This is a genomic window from Luteibacter sp. 1214 (genome assembly GCF_031455395.1).
Lineage (GTDB): Bacteria > Pseudomonadota > Gammaproteobacteria > Xanthomonadales > Rhodanobacteraceae > Luteibacter > Luteibacter mycovicinus.
Window position 1 is genome coordinate 1 of sequence record NZ_JAVDSQ010000010.1, and the last position, 14815, is coordinate 14815.

13 protein-coding genes and 2 pseudogenes are annotated in these 14815 nt (G+C 66.1%); 2 read left to right on the plus strand and 13 right to left on the minus strand.

What is annotated here, in order from left to right; all coding sequences use genetic code 11:
* Positions 1-119: 119 nt before the first annotated feature.
* Positions 120-1361 (minus strand): PQQ-dependent sugar dehydrogenase, encoded by a 1242-nt coding sequence (locus J2X57_RS17800; RefSeq protein WP_309869121.1) that lies wholly within the window; start codon positions 1359-1361, stop codon positions 120-122.
* Between the two features lie 248 nt (positions 1362-1609).
* On the opposite strand from J2X57_RS17800, the pseudogene J2X57_RS17805 reads away from it, so the two are divergent.
* Positions 1610-1996 (plus strand): annotated as a pseudogene (locus J2X57_RS17805) (DNA translocase FtsK 4TM domain-containing protein); the annotation flags it as partial.
* A gap of 852 nt (positions 1997-2848) precedes the next feature.
* Positions 2849-4339 (plus strand): annotated as a pseudogene (locus J2X57_RS17810) (DNA translocase FtsK); the annotation flags it as partial.
* 167 nt (positions 4340-4506) lie between these two features.
* Here the strand turns inward: J2X57_RS17810 and rbsB are convergent.
* The 12 genes from rbsB to dapF form a co-directional block, all read right to left on the minus strand.
* Positions 4507-5442 (minus strand): ribose ABC transporter substrate-binding protein RbsB, encoded by a 936-nt coding sequence (gene rbsB, locus J2X57_RS17815; RefSeq protein ID WP_309869122.1) that lies wholly within the window; start codon positions 5440-5442, stop codon positions 4507-4509.
* A 20-nt stretch (positions 5443-5462) separates the two neighbouring features.
* A complete protein-coding gene (locus tag J2X57_RS17820) occupies positions 5463-6407 on the minus strand; it encodes a ribose ABC transporter permease (protein WP_052191458.1) in 945 nt (314 codons plus the stop codon).
* A 1-nt stretch (position 6408) separates the two neighbouring features.
* The gene (locus tag J2X57_RS17825; RefSeq protein ID WP_043696881.1) at positions 6409-7896 is read right to left on the minus strand and encodes a sugar ABC transporter ATP-binding protein; all 1488 of its coding nucleotides are present in this window, start codon (positions 7894-7896) and stop codon (positions 6409-6411) included.
* Entirely contained in the window at positions 7896-8294 is a 399-nt protein-coding gene (gene rbsD / locus J2X57_RS17830; protein WP_043696883.1) for a D-ribose pyranase, read from the minus strand. Before rbsD ends, J2X57_RS17825 begins: the two co-directional genes overlap by 1 nt.
* Entirely contained in the window at positions 8294-9187 is an 894-nt protein-coding gene (rbsK, locus tag J2X57_RS17835) for a ribokinase (RefSeq protein WP_043696885.1), read from the minus strand. Before rbsK ends, rbsD begins: the two co-directional genes overlap by 1 nt.
* A gap of 122 nt (positions 9188-9309) precedes the next feature.
* Positions 9310-9663, minus strand: coding sequence for a DUF971 domain-containing protein (locus tag J2X57_RS17840; RefSeq protein WP_043698554.1), 354 nt, complete (start codon positions 9661-9663; stop codon positions 9310-9312).
* A 10-nt stretch (positions 9664-9673) separates the two neighbouring features.
* Positions 9674-10291: a hypothetical protein gene (locus tag J2X57_RS17845; protein ID WP_036108984.1), complete on the minus strand. Its 618-nt coding sequence runs from the start codon at positions 10289-10291 to the stop codon at positions 9674-9676.
* A gap of 39 nt (positions 10292-10330) precedes the next feature.
* A complete protein-coding gene (gene hslU, locus J2X57_RS17850; protein ID WP_309869126.1) occupies positions 10331-11671 on the minus strand; it encodes an ATP-dependent protease ATPase subunit HslU in 1341 nt (446 codons plus the stop codon).
* 5 nt (positions 11672-11676) lie between these two features.
* Positions 11677-12210 carry an ATP-dependent protease subunit HslV gene (hslV, locus tag J2X57_RS17855; protein WP_036108979.1) on the minus strand — a complete coding sequence of 178 codons (534 nt, stop codon included), beginning with the start codon at positions 12208-12210 and terminating at the stop codon, positions 11677-11679.
* A gap of 86 nt (positions 12211-12296) precedes the next feature.
* Positions 12297-13208 (minus strand): tyrosine recombinase XerC, encoded by a 912-nt coding sequence (locus J2X57_RS17860; RefSeq protein ID WP_043696888.1) that lies wholly within the window; start codon positions 13206-13208, stop codon positions 12297-12299.
* Complete coding sequence (locus J2X57_RS17865) at positions 13205-13891, minus strand: DUF484 family protein (RefSeq protein ID WP_309869127.1); 687 nt, start codon at positions 13889-13891, stop codon at positions 13205-13207. The genes J2X57_RS17860 and J2X57_RS17865 overlap by 4 nt, the downstream gene beginning before the upstream one ends.
* Before the next feature lie 93 nt (positions 13892-13984).
* Positions 13985-14812 (minus strand): diaminopimelate epimerase, encoded by an 828-nt coding sequence (dapF, locus tag J2X57_RS17870; RefSeq protein WP_309869129.1) that lies wholly within the window; start codon positions 14810-14812, stop codon positions 13985-13987.
* Positions 14813-14815 lie beyond the last annotated feature (3 nt).

The following is a 14815-nucleotide window of genomic DNA, read 5'->3' on the forward strand; positions in this document are numbered from 1 at the left end:
CACTCCGCGCTCGACTACCGCCCGCCAGCCGAGTTTGAGAGGATGGCGGCTTAACGCTCCTATGCGTGGTCCTCAAATACCCGGCCACTACAGCCGCGCTCCTACACGAGATGGTGGAGTCAGGTTTTTGGCATGATCTTCCGCAGCATCCCGTCACTGCCGCCACGCACGTACCAGATGCTGCCGTTGGACGGGTTCACCTTGATGGCGCGCACGCTGCCGGTATACACGCCGGCGGCGTCACGCCCATAGCGTTCGACACCTGTCACGTTCCCGCTCGCGTCGAGCACGACGCGATACAGCGCGACCGACGACGTCGAACCGAGCAGTGCCGAGCCCTGCCACTGTGGGAATTGCTTGCCCTTGTAGAACACCAGCCCCGAAGGAGACATCGAATTCGTGGTGGGGAACCAGCCCCAGTAGGCGGACGGCTGAACGTACTGCGGCGCGGTGTCGTGGCGCGGATACGGCTGACCCGGCATATAGGCGTCGCTGGGATAGTGATTGCCGTTGCTCACCAGTGGCCATCCATAATTCCCGCCCTTCACGATCTGGTTGAACTCGTCACCCGACGACGGACCCATCTCGGTCTCCCAGAGCTTTCCGTCTTCACTGAAGGCTAGCCCGTAGGGGTTACGAAAACCGCTGGCCCAGATCTGGCCGGCGACGCCGCCCTGGCTTGCATTCGGGTTGTCGGAAGGCGTGCTGCCGTCCAGGTTGAGGCGGATGATCTTGCCCAGTCCGCTGTCCGGCAACTGCGCGGTAAATCCGCGATCCTGATTGACGTCGGGGATGTCGCCGTCGCCGACGGAGAGAAAGACATGCTTGCCGTCGGGCGCGAACGCGATGCGTGCACCCGGTTGGCCGCGAACCGACCACTTCGACGGTTCCTGCCAGACGATCGTCAGATTCTCGATGTGCGCGGTGTTCGACGCCTCGACAACGCGTGCTTTCGCAAGCGTGAGGTGGTTATTGCCGTCGGCGGCCTTCGCCACGTAGCTGAACCATAAGACGTGATCCTTCGCATAGGTCGCGGGCACGGCCACGTCGTGGAAGCCGCTCTGTCCGCCGCCGCCATTCGCGCCGACGGAAACAGGCAAGCCTGTCACCGGCATCTTGGCGCCTCTCGAGTTCACGATGTACATGTGGTCGCTCTTCTCCGTGACCACGATGCGGCCGTCCGGAAGGAAGTCGAGTCCCCACGGATTGTCGAACGGTGCAAGATCGGTGATGACGAACGGTGCGGGCGGTTCGGTCTGAGCGCCGGCGACGCGTGCGTTGTACGACGACGTTTGCGCAAAGGCGCAGGGGGCGGCGAGCGTCCCCCCAAGCAGGACGACAAGAAGCGGCAGGCGACGCATGACAGGATCCTTGTGTGGGGAGTGGTCGCAAGAAGCTACGTGGTTCGAGGGTGACGTCGCTGCCTCGAAATAGCCCGGATCGTCCAAACCCGCGATTCCATCGCAAATTTCCCTATCGAACGACGCCCTGATGCGGAATTCACGGTGTCATAGCGCGACCCGTGGCTGCGTCGGCGTAGATCGGCGTCCTTCACACCTTCCCAGTCTCACCAGCGGCTTACAGCGCATTCGCGCGTGCTTCCGAACGAATGCGCGCTAAACTACGGGGCTCGCTCGGTTCTTCGCGGTTAGGCATGCTTTCTTTCGTGTTCGGTGCCTTCGGGCTGTCCACCCTCTGGCTGCTTCCCCTGCTGTGGCGTGTCATCGCGTCGCTGATCCGTCGGCGCAGGCCGCCCACCGTGGGGCCCGGAGCCATTCGTTTCTGGACGGGCTTTGTCCTCGTCCTGCTCGCCAGCACCACGCTGGAAGGCATCGTCATCTCGCATTACACCGATGACCCGACCACGGGTGGCGTCGTATGTCGCTGGCTCGGCGATCTCTTCGGCGCCTTCCCCGGCGGCGCACTGGCCGCGGCGATCGCGCTGGCGGTGATCGTCGTCGCGCTTCCCTGGTACCTCGGGATCACGTGGTCGACCGCCGTGGCCCGCGCCAATGGGATCCTCGAGCCGATGGGTGCGTTGGCTATCGAAGGCACAGTGCGCCTGTTCACCCGTTCGGCCGCGCGCGCCACGGGTCGTCGCCCTGCCGGCGCCGTGCGCCGCGCGGATCGCGGGCCGGCGCGCCGTCGCACGCCAGCGGCCGCCACCCGCGGTAAGGTCACCCCGGCGGCCGCATCGACACCGCCATCCTCGTCCCTGCATGTCGGCACGGAAACCGTGCGCGGCGAGCCTCTGCGCGCGACGCGCGTTCGCCCGTCGGTGACCACGCCAGTCCCGCCGCGCCACCGCGCGAAGCCGGACACGGTGATCAGCGAACCGTGGCTGGCGCCTCGCGGGCAGACCGTGCCGACTACGTCATCGCCGGAGGCCACCGCCGCCGCGGCGCACGTCTCCACCACGCCTGGTCTACCGATCGCGCCGCCTGCCTCCGACGTCGCCGACGAGGCACCGATGCTGATCAAGCGTCGGCGCCCCATGGAGAGCCAGGCTTTCCTTGCACCGTCGATGCGATCGAAGCATGGTCCCGAGCGCTCGTCGGTGTCGCCGACGACCCCCTGGGAACCCTCAAGCCACGACGCTTCGGACACGGAGGCCGACGAGGTCGTCCGGAACGACCAGCCTCTTGCGGAAGTCACGCCCCGGGTCACCGAGCTTTCCCGTCCGCAGGCGCCCGTACCCGTGCCCGCCATGCCCTCACCCCCGCCGGTCGCCCCGGTGTCGCGCTTCGCCATCGCCGCCAACGATGAGCAGGCCACGACGACGGAGGCGACTATCGTCCCTCCAGCGCGGATGGTGACGCTCACGCCGACACGTCCCCTGCTCGCGACGAGCACCGCCAGTGCCGTAGGTATACCGCCGCTCACCCTGCTCGCCGCCGCGTCTCAGAACACCCTCGCCGTCTCCGAACAGGAACTCGTCGACACGGGCGAACTGATCGAGCAACGCCTGCGCGAGTTCAAGGTACCGGTGCAGGTGGTCGGTGCGTCGGCGGGTCCGGTGATTACGCGCTATGAAGTCGAGCCGGCCGTCGGCGTGCGCGGCAACCAGATCGTCGCGTTGATGAAGGATCTCGCGCGCGGTCTGGGTCGCACTACGATTCGCGTGGTCGAAACGATTCCCGGCAAGACCTGCATGGGCCTCGAGCTGCCGAACGAACAGCGCCAGATGATCGCGCTGTCCGAGATCCTCGACTCCAGCGAGTATCGTGATTCCGACTCGCTGCTCACCCTGGCGATGGGCAAGGGCATCACCGGCGAACCGGTGGTCGCCGATCTGGCGAAGGCGCCGCACATGCTCGTTGCCGGCACCACCGGCTCGGGTAAATCGGTCGCGGTGAACGCGATGATCCTGTCGATGCTCTACAAGGCCACGCCTGAAGACGTTCGCATGATCATGATCGACCCGAAGATGCTCGAGCTCTCGGTCTACGAGGGTATTCCGCATCTGCTGGCGCCCGTGGTCACGGATATGAAGCTCGCCGCCAACGCGTTGAACTGGTGCGTGGCCGAGATGGAAAACCGCTACAAGGTCATGTCCGACCTGCGCGTGCGCAACCTTGCCGGATACAACCAGAAAGTGCGCGAGGCGCGTGCGGCTGGCAAACCGTTGTTCAATCCGTTTCCCGCGCATCCGGAAATCCCCGAGCACCTCGACACGATGCCGATGATCGTCGTCGTCATCGACGAGCTCGCCGACCTGATGATGGTCGCCGGCAAGAAGATCGAAGAACTGATCGCGCGGCTGGCGCAGAAGGCACGTGCCGCGGGCATCCATCTGATCCTCGCCACGCAGCGTCCGTCGGTCGACGTCATCACCGGTCTGATCAAGGCGAACATCCCCACGCGCGTGGCGTTTCAGGTGTCGTCGAAGATCGATTCGCGCACCATCCTCGACCAGATGGGCGCGGAGAGCCTGCTCGGTGCGGGTGACATGCTGTTCCTGCCCCCGGGCTCGGGCTATCCGCAGCGCATCCACGGCGCGTTCGTCGCCGACGAGGAAGTGCACCGCATCGTCGCCTGGCTGAAGCAGTTCGGCGAGCCGGATTACAAGGACGAGATCCTTGCGGGGCCGCCGAGTGAGGCGGTCGAAGGCGAACCGGGTGAGGATGGCCTCGATGCGGAGCTGGATCCGCTGTACGACGAAGCGGCCGCCTTCGTGCTGCGTTCGCGTCGTGCGTCGATCTCGTTCGTGCAGCGGCAGTTCCGTATCGGTTACAACCGCGCGGCGCGTCTGGTCGAAGCGATGGAGGCAGCCGGACTGGTCTCGGCGATGGGCATCAACGGGCAGCGCGAGGTGATCGCGCCGGTGCCACAGGACTGACCGAATCCCACCGGTGCGGAACCCCCTGTAGGAGCGCGCCCCGCGCGCGAAAGGCCTACAGGGCGATGAAGCCATGCCGCCGCCTCACCGCCCTGCAGGCCTTTCGCGCGCAGGGCGCGCTCCTACCGAAGGAAAAAAGAACGGGCCATCGGCCCGTTCTTACTGGCTTATTCTTTTGTCAGAAGCTTCAGCGGCACCGCGATCGACTTATCGACCGTCTGCTTGTCGATCAGCTTCTTCGCCGTTTCGACGCCGAGCTTGCCGATCTCTTCCGGCTGCTGCGCGACCGTAGCGGCCATGCTGCCGTTCTGCACGGCGGTCTTGCCGTCCGGCGTGCCGTCGAAGCCGACGACCAGCACCTTCTTGTTCTTGCCGGCCAGCGCCTGCACCGCACCGAGGGCCATTTCGTCGTTCTGGGCGAAGATCGCCTGGACGTCGCTGTTGCCCTGCAGGAGGTTCTCGCTGACCGAGAGGCCCTGCGCACGATCGAAGTTGGCCGGCTGCTGCGCGACGACCTTCATGCCCGTGGTGGCGATCTCGTCGTCGAAGCCCTTGCCGCGCTCACGTGCGGCCGAGGTACCGGCCACGCCCTGCAGCTCGATGATGTTGCCCTTGCCGCCAAGCGCCTTGGCCAGGTAGTCGGCCGCCATCTTGCCGCCGGCGATATTGTCGGACGCGATGTGCGACGCGACGTCAGCGCCGTCGACGCCACGGTCCAGCGTGATCACCGGAATGTTCGCGCGCTGGGCGGACTGCACGGCACCGGCCAGGGCCGAAGAATCGGTCGGGTTGAGCAGGATGACCGAAACGCGCTTCTGGATCAGGTCTTCCACCGACGAGATCTGGCGGGCCGGATCGTCCTGCGCGTCGACGACGACCAGCTGCACGCCGGCGTCCTTGGCGGCCTTTTCGGCACCGTCCTTGAGTTCGACGAAGAACGGGTTGTTCTGCGTCGACAGCGCCAGACCGACCACCGGGGTGCCGGAGGGTGCGGCGCCGCCGGCCGTGGAAGCCGCCGCCGGAGCGGATTCGCCCGGACCCTGCTGGGAGCAGGCCGCGAGCAGCGTGGCCGCTGCCGCGGCGAAGAATGTGAGCTTACGCATGGTGTGTTCCCTCGTTGGTATTACTGCCGCCTGTCGAGCAGGACGGCGATCAGGATGACGATGCCCTTCACCACCTGCTGGTAGAAAGAGCTTACGCCGAGCAGATTGAGACCGTTGTTCAGGAAGCCGATCAGCAGCGCGCCGACCAGCGTCCCGAACAACCAGCCGCGGCCACCGGCCAGGCTGGTGCCACCGAGAACCACGGCGGCAATGGCGTCCAGTTCATAACCCGCACCGGCCGTGGCCTGCGCGGAATACAGGCGCGAGGTAAGCACCACGCCCGCGAACGCGGAGAGAAGACCGGACAGGCCGTAGATCGCCAGCTTCATCGGTGAGATGCGCACACCCGACAGGCGCGCCGCTTCTTCGTTACCGCCGATGGCCACGACGTGACGACCGAACACCGTGCCGCGCAACAGGAACGCGCAGACCACGAAAGCGACGAACATCCAGATCACCGGCAGCGGGATCAGGTTGGCGACGTAACCGCCGCCGAGCAGTGCGAAGCTCTGGTTGGTGACGGGGATCGGACTGCCCTGCGTATACGAGAGCGTAAGGCCGCGCAGAAGGGTCATCGTGCCGAGCGTGGCGATGAAGGGCGCGACCTTGCCCCAGGACACCAGCACACCGTTGATGATGCCCAGCACCAGGCCAAGACCGAGACCCGCGCCGACCGCCAGCACCATGCCGTGCCCCGAGGCCATCAGGCCCGCGGTGACGGCGCCTGTAAGCGCGAGGATGGCACCCACCGACAGATCGATGCCACCGGCGAGGATCACGAACGTCATGCCGAAGGCGATCAACGCGTTGATCGAGACCTGACGCAGTACCGTGAGCAGATTGCCGGTGGAAAGGAAATCGGGACTCATGATCGAGAGCACGACGAAGAGCAGGAGCAAGCCGATCACCGAGCCCAGACGCTGAATCAGCGTCATCGCACGGCTCCAGTTGAGTTGAAGCGTCATTTCACTTGCCTCCGGTCGCGGCGGTCATTACGGCTTCCTGAGTGGCGCCGTGGGCTTCGAGCAAGGCGGTCGCCTTTCCTTCGTGCATGACGAGGACGCGATCGCTCATGGCGAGCACCTCCGGCAGTTCCGACGAGATCATGAGGATGGCTACGCCCTGTTCCGCGAGTTGATTGATGATGTGATAGATCTCGGCCTTGCCGCCGACGTCGACGCCGCGCGTGGGTTCATCGAGGATGAGCACACGCGGTTTCAACGCCAGCCACTTGGCCAGCACGACCTTCTGCTGGTTGCCGCCGGAGAGTGCACGGACATCCAGTTCCATGTCGCGCGTGCGGATCTTCAGCGCGTCGATCAGACCGCGCGTCTGTTTCTTCTCACCCGGGCGATCGACCAGTCCCGCGTGCGCGGGAACGCGCGGCAGGCTGACGTTTTCGCGCAGGCTCATGTCGAGGACGAGGCCCTGGGCCTTGCGGTCTTCGGTGACGAAACCGAGGCCGGCCTGGATCGCCTCGGTCGGCGTCTTTGGGGTCACCGTGACGCCGTCGAGCGACACCTGGCCCGACCCGGTCTTGTCCAGACCGAACAGCAGGCGCGCAAGCTCGGTGCGTCCCGCACCGAGCAGGCCGGCGACGCCGAGCACTTCGCCCGCGTGCAGGTCGAAGCTCACGTCCTTCACCATACCGCCCGAGAGGTGCTCAACCTTCAGACGTACCTCGCCGATCTTCGGCGTGCGCGCCGGGAAGCGTGCGTCGAGCGTACGCCCGACCATCATCTTCACGACCTCGTCGAAGGCCAGGCCCGGCACGTCGCGCGTGCCGACGAACTGACCGTCACGCAGGATCGAGATGCGGTCGCACAGCGCGAAGATCTCTTCCATGCGATGGGAGACGTAGACGATGCCGGTGCCCTGCTCGCGCAGCTCGCGGATCAGCTTGAACAGCGTATTCGTCTCGCTTTCGGTAAGCGCGGCCGTCGGCTCGTCCATGATCAGCACGCGTGCGTTCTGGCCCAGCGCGCGGGCGATCTCGACCATCTGCTGCTGGCCGACCGACAGTCGCTCGATGCGCGTGTCCGGATCCAGTCGGGTCATGCCGACGCGCGCCAGCCATTCCATCGCGCGCTTCGTCATCGCCTTGCGATCGAGCAGGCCGAAACGCGAAAGCTCGCGTCCGAGGAAAAGATTGTCCGCGATGCTGAGCGCGGGAATCAGGTTCAGTTCCTGGTGGATGATCGCGATGCCGTACTTCTCGGCCTCGGCGGGCGAGGTGATCGACACCGCCTGCCCGTCCACGTCGATGCCGCCCTGGTCGGGCGCGTAGATCCCCGTGAGGATCTTCATCAGCGTGGACTTGCCGGCGCCGTTCTCGCCCATCAGCGCATGGACTTCGCCGCGGACGAGTTCGAAGTCGACGCCTTCGAGCACCTTGACCGGACCGAAGGCCTTGTGGATGTCGTGCATCCTGACCAGTGGCGGGGATGCACTCATCAGAAGGTCACGCCCGCATGCAGGATCACGTTGGCGTACGGCGCCGTTTCCCCCGTGCGCACGACGGCGACCGCGCGCGCGGTCAGGCGCTTGAAGTCCTCGTGGCTCACTTCCGAGCGCGTCACGCCCTGATTCGCCAGGCGCCCAACCAGCGCGACGAGCGCGGGATTCTTCTCGTGGATCTCGCTGGCGACCGTCACGGCCTCCACCGCCAGCTCCGCATAGATCGCATCGAAGACCTGCGCGAACGATGGCGTACCCGGCAGCACGGCCAGGTCGACGCACGGCACGCCGTGCGGCACCGGCAGGCCGACATCACCGATCACCAGCGTGTCGGTATGGCCCATCGCGGCAATGACGCGGTTGAGTTCGGCATGGAGCAGCCCGCTGCGTCTCATCAGTGTGTCTCCAAGAATGCCGTGACCTCGTCGAGGCGCGGCATGCCGCCCTGGGCGCCCAGGCGAGAGACGGCGATCGCGGCGGTGGCGCAGGCTTTGCGCACGGCCACGTCGAGACCCTCGGCGAGGAACACCGCGAGCGCGGCATTGAAGGTGTCACCGGCGCCGGTGCTGTCCACCGCGTCGACCCTGAAACCGCCCTGATGGCGCGGCTCGTCGTCCTTGTCACGGAACCACGCGCCGTCTTCGCCACGGGTCAGCACGACCGGGCAGGGAGCGAGACGCATCAGTTCACGGAAATCGGTATCGCCCGGCTGGCCGAGCACCATCGCGAGTTCGTGCTGGTTCGGCGTGAGAAAGCGCACGCGCGACAGCCACTCGACCGGCAGCTTCTGCGCGGGAGCGGGATTGAGAATGATCGCAACGCCTTCCTCGTGCGCGATGCGCAGCGTGGCTTCGACGGCGTCCAGCGGAATCTCCAGCTGTACCAGAACGGCGTCGGCGCCGCGGATGAGCTCGCGGGCGGCTTCGACGTGCGCAGGGGTGACGCGGCCATTGGCGGCGGGCACGACGACGATCTGGTTCTCGCCACCGGCGACCGTGATCGACGCGGTACCGCTGCCGATACCGTCGATGCGGGTGACACGGCTGACATCGATGCCCTCGGCGACGAGACCGTCGTAGAGCTGCTCACCGAACGCGTCGTCGCCCACGCAGCCGACCATGCTTACCGATGCACCGAGGCGCGCGGCGGCCACCGCCTGATTGGCGCCTTTGCCACCGGGGATGGTGAGGAAGCGTTCGCCGGTCAGCGTTTCGCCCGGCGCGGGGAAGCGCGGCGCAAGCGTGACCAGATCCATGTTGATGCTGCCGACGACAACGATTCGCGTCATGCCTCAAGTGCTCCGGATGGTGACTGCGGAACGTCCGTTGTTTCGCCAGGGGATGGGATGGCGCGCAAATATACGCCTTTACGCGCGTGTGTGGCTTTCACGCGCGTGCTTTCCATCCTCCGCTACCGGGAGAGGCCTCTGGAGTCGAGTTCGGCGAGGTATGCAGGCCACGAGGTGTCGTAGGCACGGCCAAGGTCGTACAGCGTATCCCAGCCGAAAATACCGCTGGCATGGCCGTCGTCGAAGCGAATCAGGACGCCATAGTGACCAGTGGGCTCAAGGGCACTGATGCCGACGTGACGCTTGCCGTGCACGAGCACTTTCTGTCCGGGACCGTGGCCCTGGACTTCGGCGCTGGGGGAATTGATGCGAAGGTACTCGCAGGGAAGTTCGAACCGCTCGCCGTTGTCGAAGGTGACTTCGAGAAAGCGCGAGGCGGCGTGGAGAACGATATCGACGGGTCGCGGGCGTTGCATGGGCTGGTCGCTAGTGAGCGCGACCAAACCCATCGCCCGTACCCTGCTCCAGCGGCGGCGGATCGCCCGCCACAGCCAGCAGGGACGTCGCGTAAGCGTCTTCCATGCTCACGGTCGACACTTCATCCCACGAGAAGAACGACGGCTCACGCAGCCATTCCGCGTCGGGAGTGATCTCCTGCATGTTGAAGCCTTCGTCGTCGGCGCTGACCAGCCGGCCGATGTAGCAGACCTCGGACTCGTCTTCGCTGTCCACGTGCACGCCGATCACCGGCGCGTGCGCCGAAGCGGCCTTGACCACCTGCGCGATGTCGTCGAGCGGGAAATCCGCCGGTGGCGTGGGCTTGATGCCCTTCAGCGCGAGCGCCTTTTCGAGGAAGCCCGCGTGTTTATCCGGCGCCTCGAATTCGGAGATGTCGCGGTGCCGCATGATGTACATGCCGTCGTAGCTGACACCATCGCCGATGACCCACAACAGGAAGAACTCGCGGCCGACTCCGCCGACATAGCCGCAGAAGCTGCCGTGCTCGAGTTCGCCGCGCCACAGACGGATCAGCTGCTGCGAGTCCTGCGCTTCACGCAGGCTCGCACGCTGACCGTTGGTTTTGAGTTGAATAACCTTGCCCATATCGGTCAATAGTTTACCAGAGGGGGGCGCCCTCGATGTTTAGAGGATGTAACGGCTCAGATCCTCGTCCTTGACCAGCGACGAGAGGTTTTTATCGACATATTCGGCGTCGATCAGATATCTTTCGCCGGACTTGTCGGCCGCTTCGAAAGAAATTCTCTCGAGCAGGCGCTCCATCACCGTATGCAGGCGGCGGGCGCCGATGTTCTCCGTGCGCTCGTTGACCTGAAACGCCACGTCGGCGAGGCGATCGACCCCGGTCTCCGTGAATTCCAGCGTGACGCCTTCGGTTTGCAGCAGCGCAACATACTGCTTGGTCAGCGCGTTGTTCGGCTCGCGCAGGATCCGCTTGAAATCCTCCACCGACAGGGCACTCAGCTCGACGCGGATCGGCAGGCGACCCTGCAGTTCCGGGATGAGATCCGACGGCTTGGCCAGCGAGAACGCGCCCGAGGCGATGAACAGGATGTGGTCGGTCTTGATCGCGCCGTACTTGGTCGAGACGGTCGAGCCTTCCACCAGCGGGAGCAGGTCGCGCTGTACGCCTTCGCGGCTCACGCCCGCGCCGCCCCACTCGGAGCGCTGGGCCACCTTGTCGATCTCGTCGATGAAGACGATACCGTTCTGCTCGGCGATGTCCACGGCGCGGCTGCGCAGTTCTTCGTCGTTGAGCAGCTTGCCGGCTTCTTCCTCGACCAGCAGCGGACGCGCGGCACGGATGGTGAGCTTGCGCTTCTGCGACTTGGCGCCGCCCAGGTTCTGGAACATCTTGCCGAGCTGCTGGCTCATCTCTTCCATGCCCGGTGGGGTCATGATCTCGACGCCGACGTTCATGGCGAAATCCAGTTCGATCTCGCGGTCGTCCAGCGCGCCTTCGCGCAGCTGCTTGCGCAGCTTCTGCCGGGTGTCGCTGTCGATGGCCGTCACGTTGGAGCCGGTGTCGTCCCAGCCGGATGCCGCCTGGCGTCGCGGCAGCAGCGCGTCGAGCAGGCGATCCTCGGCGGCGTCCTCGGCCTGGCTGCGCACACGGCTCTTCGCCTGGTCGCGCACCAGCTTGTACGAGACATCGGCCAGATCGCGGATGATCGACTCCACGTCCTTACCGACATAGCCCACTTCGGTGAATTTGGTGGCTTCGACCTTCACGAATGGCGCATTGGCCAGCGTGGCCAGGCGACGGGCGATTTCGGTCTTGCCCACGCCGGTCGGGCCGATCATCAGGATGTTCTTCGGGGTCACCTCTTCGCGCATGCCCGGTTCCAGCTGCATGCGGCGCCAGCGGTTGCGCAGGGCGATGGCGACGGCGCGCTTGGCGTCGTTCTGGCCGATGATGAACCGGTCCAGCTCGTTGACGATCTCGCGGGGAGTGAGTTCGGACATGGGCCTCAGAGCTCTTCGATCGATGTGTTGTGGTTCGTATAAATGCAGATGTCGCCAGCGATCTTGAGCGCTTTTTCGACGATCGTGCGTGCATCCAGCTCAGTGTTTTCCATCAGGGCCAGCGCGGCCGACTGCGCATAAGGGCCACCGGAGCCAATGGCGATCAGGCCATGCTCGGGCTCGAGGACGTCGCCGTTACCGGAGATCAGCAGCGACGCCTCCTTGTCGGCCACGGCCAGCATGGCTTCGAGCCGGCCGAGGCGACGGTCGGTGCGCCATTCCTTGGCCATCTCGACGGCGGAGCGGGTGAGATTGCCGCCGTGCTTGACCAGCTTCTCCTCGAACAGCTCGAACAGGGTGAAGGCGTCAGCCGTGGCGCCGGCGAACCCGGCCAGGACATCGCCCTTGCCGAGGCGGCGCACCTTGCGGGCGTTGGCCTTCATCACGGTGTTGCCGAGGGTGACCTGTCCGTCACTGCCGATGACGACCTTGCCGTCGCGGCGGACGCAGACGATGGTCGTGGCGTGCATCGGTTCCATAGCGCGTTCCTTGGGGGAGTCGGCAAGAGGTGGGGCCGCAGGGGGCCCGACCCAAGGCGTGAAGAGCTCGCGCGCATGGCGCGCTCCTACCCTTTGCGTTTCGCCCGTGGATGCGCCGCGTCGTAGACCCTGGCCAGATGCTGGAAATCGAGGTGGGTATAGATCTGTGTGGTGGCGATGTCCGCATGGCCGAGCAACTCCTGCACCGAGCGCAGGTCGCCGGAGGACTCGAGCATGTGGCTGGCGAAGCTGTGCCGGAGCATGTGCGGGTGAACCCGTTTGGCCTGCCCGCTGGAGAGCCTGGCCAGGCGAAGCTGGACCGCCCTCGCCCCGATCGGGGCACCGCCCCGGCCCTTGAAGACGGGATGCTCCGGGCCCGCCTCACCCAGCGCGGCGAGCGCCTTCAGCGCGGCGACGGCAAAGCGGCCCACCGGCAGGATGCGCGTCTTGTTGCCCTTGCCGAGCACGCGCACCTGCCCGTCTTCGAGATCCAGGTCGCCCCAGCGCAGGCCGCAGAGTTCCGACAGGCGCAGGCCGCTCGAATAGAACAGCTCCATCATCGCGGTGTCGCGCGGGGCCAGCGAGCCGCCGAGGTTGGTTTCGACCAGCTCCTTGGCCTCGTCGGCGTCCAGCACGACGGGAAGCTTGCGCCTGACCTTCGGCCCGCGGACGCCCAGCGCCGGGTCGTGGGCCAGCTGCCCTTCCCGGGTGAGGTAACGAAACAGCGTGCGGAACGCGGAAAGAAGCCGCTGCAGGCTGTTGGGCTCCAGGCCCTTGGCCTGCTTGTTACCTTTCTCGGGCAAGGGCCGGTGCAGCCGTGCGATCAGTGTGCGAAGCCGGTCGGGCGTGAGGGCATCGAACGACGACAGCCCCTCGGCATCCATATAAGCGATCAGCTTGTCGAGGTCGCGCCGGTACGCGGCAAGCGTATGCGCCGATGGCACACGCTCGGCTTCGAAATGCCGAAGGAAGGCTTCGACGGCCTCGCGCGGGGTCACGCCGCCTTCCGGGCCCGTTCGATGGCCGAGCCGACCGTGGTCGAAATCATGTTGAGGAACAAGGTGCCCATGCCCGGATGGAAGCGGTCCGCGTCGGCGCTGCCGATGGCCAGGAGCGCGTCCGGGCCCACGCGCATCAACGCGGCGGAGCGCACGTCGGGTGCCGCGTCGCCGAACAGGCGGTGCAGCTTGTCCGGCGCAAGGCGGCCCGCCACCGGGTCGCCATGTTCCAGAAACGAAGCGAATTCCGGCAGGCCCGCCGTACCGCGCGGTTCGCGCAGCAGCCACGGCTCGTCCGGCAGGCCCGCAAGGTCACCGAAGAAGACGAGGCGAATGCGTTCCGACTGGAAGTCCTCGGTCAACCGGCTGACCACGTTGCGTACGGTTTCCTCGACGTCGCGTGAGCTGAGCAATGCCAGCATCAGGCCGTGCACGCGACGCATCAGCGCTTCGTTGTCACCGGCGATACCGGTGAGGTCCTTGAGGCGGCGCTCCAGCTCGGCGTTCGTCTCGCGCAGGCCGCGCAGCTGGCGTACGGCCAGCGAGGTGGCCGGCCCGTTGCTGCTCGGCAGCGTCAGCGCGTCGGCGAGATCGGGGTAGTCGGCGAGGAAGTCCGGATGCCGCCGCAGGTAGGACGCGACGGTGGCTGGTTTGATGTCGCCGTCGATCGCGGAGTCGGTCATGGGTACTTCCTCGGTTGGTGCTGGGTAGAGCATCGCGCGCGGGGCGCGCTCCTGCGGGTGCCGGTCGCAGTGTGCCGCTTTAGCGGGCTGGCGTCACACTTCGCCTTCGAAGACGAACGCGGCGGGGCCGGTCATCCAGAGTGTATGGCCGGGGCCCTGCCACTCGATGGTCAGGGAGCCGCCGGGCAGGTCGATGCCGACGACGGTGCCGGCGAGGCCCAGCGCGTGGGCTACCGCGGCGGCTGCGCAGGCACCCGTGCCACAGGCCTGCGTCCAGCCGCTGCCCCGTTCATGCACGCGCAGGCGAATGCGGTCGGGCCCGAGGCGCTGGGCGAAGCCGACGTTGGCACCCTGGGGGAACACCGGATGGGCGGTGAGCAAGGGCCCCAGGCGATCGACGCGCGGGTCCGAGACATCGTCGACGAAGACCACCGCATGCGGGTTGCCCATGGAAACCGCGCCGAAGCTGACGTCTTCTCCATCAAGCTCGACGGTGTAGGTCGCATGGGCGGGGCGGTCGAGCGGGATCGACGACGGCACGAAGTCAGGCTCGCCCATGTCCACCACGACGCGACCTTCGTCCAGCACACGGACCGTGACCGGGCCGGAGGGGCTCTCCAATCGGACGCCGGTGTCGCGCCCGATCACACCATCGCGGAACAGCCAGGCGGCCACACAACGGACACCGTTACCGCACTGCCCCGAAGGCGTGCCGTCGGCGTTCCAGATGCCGTAGTAGAAAGCGCAGGACGGATCGCGCGGCGGCTCGATGCTGATCAGCTGATCGAAGCCGATGCCGGTGTGGCGATCGGCCAGCGCGGCGATACGCGCCGCATTCGGCACGCGGCCGGCGTCTTCACGCCAGTCGACGATCACGAAATCGTTGCCGATCCCATGCATCTTGGTGAAGCGCGACGTCATGGC

Bases quoted from the DNA above. Each gene is read 5' to 3' on its own strand.
- J2X57_RS17800 (WP_309869121.1), bottom strand. From the start codon at position 1,361: ATGCGTCGCCTGCCGCTTCTTGTCGTCCTGCTTGGGGGGACGCTCGCC.
- rbsB (WP_309869122.1), bottom strand. From the start codon at position 5,442: ATGCGTAAGCTCACATTCTTCGCCGCGGCAGCGGCCACGCTGCTCGCG.
- J2X57_RS17820 (WP_052191458.1), bottom strand. From the start codon at position 6,407: ATGACGCTTCAACTCAACTGGAGCCGTGCGATGACGCTGATTCAGCGT.
- J2X57_RS17825 (WP_043696881.1), bottom strand. From the start codon at position 7,896: ATGAGTGCATCCCCGCCACTGGTCAGGATGCACGACATCCACAAGGCC.
- rbsD (WP_043696883.1), bottom strand. From the start codon at position 8,294: ATGAGACGCAGCGGGCTGCTCCATGCCGAACTCAACCGCGTCATTGCC.
- rbsK (WP_043696885.1), bottom strand. From the start codon at position 9,187: ATGACGCGAATCGTTGTCGTCGGCAGCATCAACATGGATCTGGTCACG.
- J2X57_RS17840 (WP_043698554.1), bottom strand. From the start codon at position 9,663: ATGCAACGCCCGCGACCCGTCGATATCGTTCTCCACGCCGCCTCGCGC.
- J2X57_RS17845 (WP_036108984.1), bottom strand. From the start codon at position 10,291: ATGGGCAAGGTTATTCAACTCAAAACCAACGGTCAGCGTGCGAGCCTG.
- hslU (WP_309869126.1), bottom strand. From the start codon at position 11,671: ATGTCCGAACTCACTCCCCGCGAGATCGTCAACGAGCTGGACCGGTTC.
- hslV (WP_036108979.1), bottom strand. From the start codon at position 12,210: ATGGAACCGATGCACGCCACGACCATCGTCTGCGTCCGCCGCGACGGC.
- J2X57_RS17865 (WP_309869127.1), bottom strand. From the start codon at position 13,891: ATGACCGACTCCGCGATCGACGGCGACATCAAACCAGCCACCGTCGCG.
- dapF (WP_309869129.1), bottom strand. From the start codon at position 14,812: ATGACGTCGCGCTTCACCAAGATGCATGGGATCGGCAACGATTTCGTG.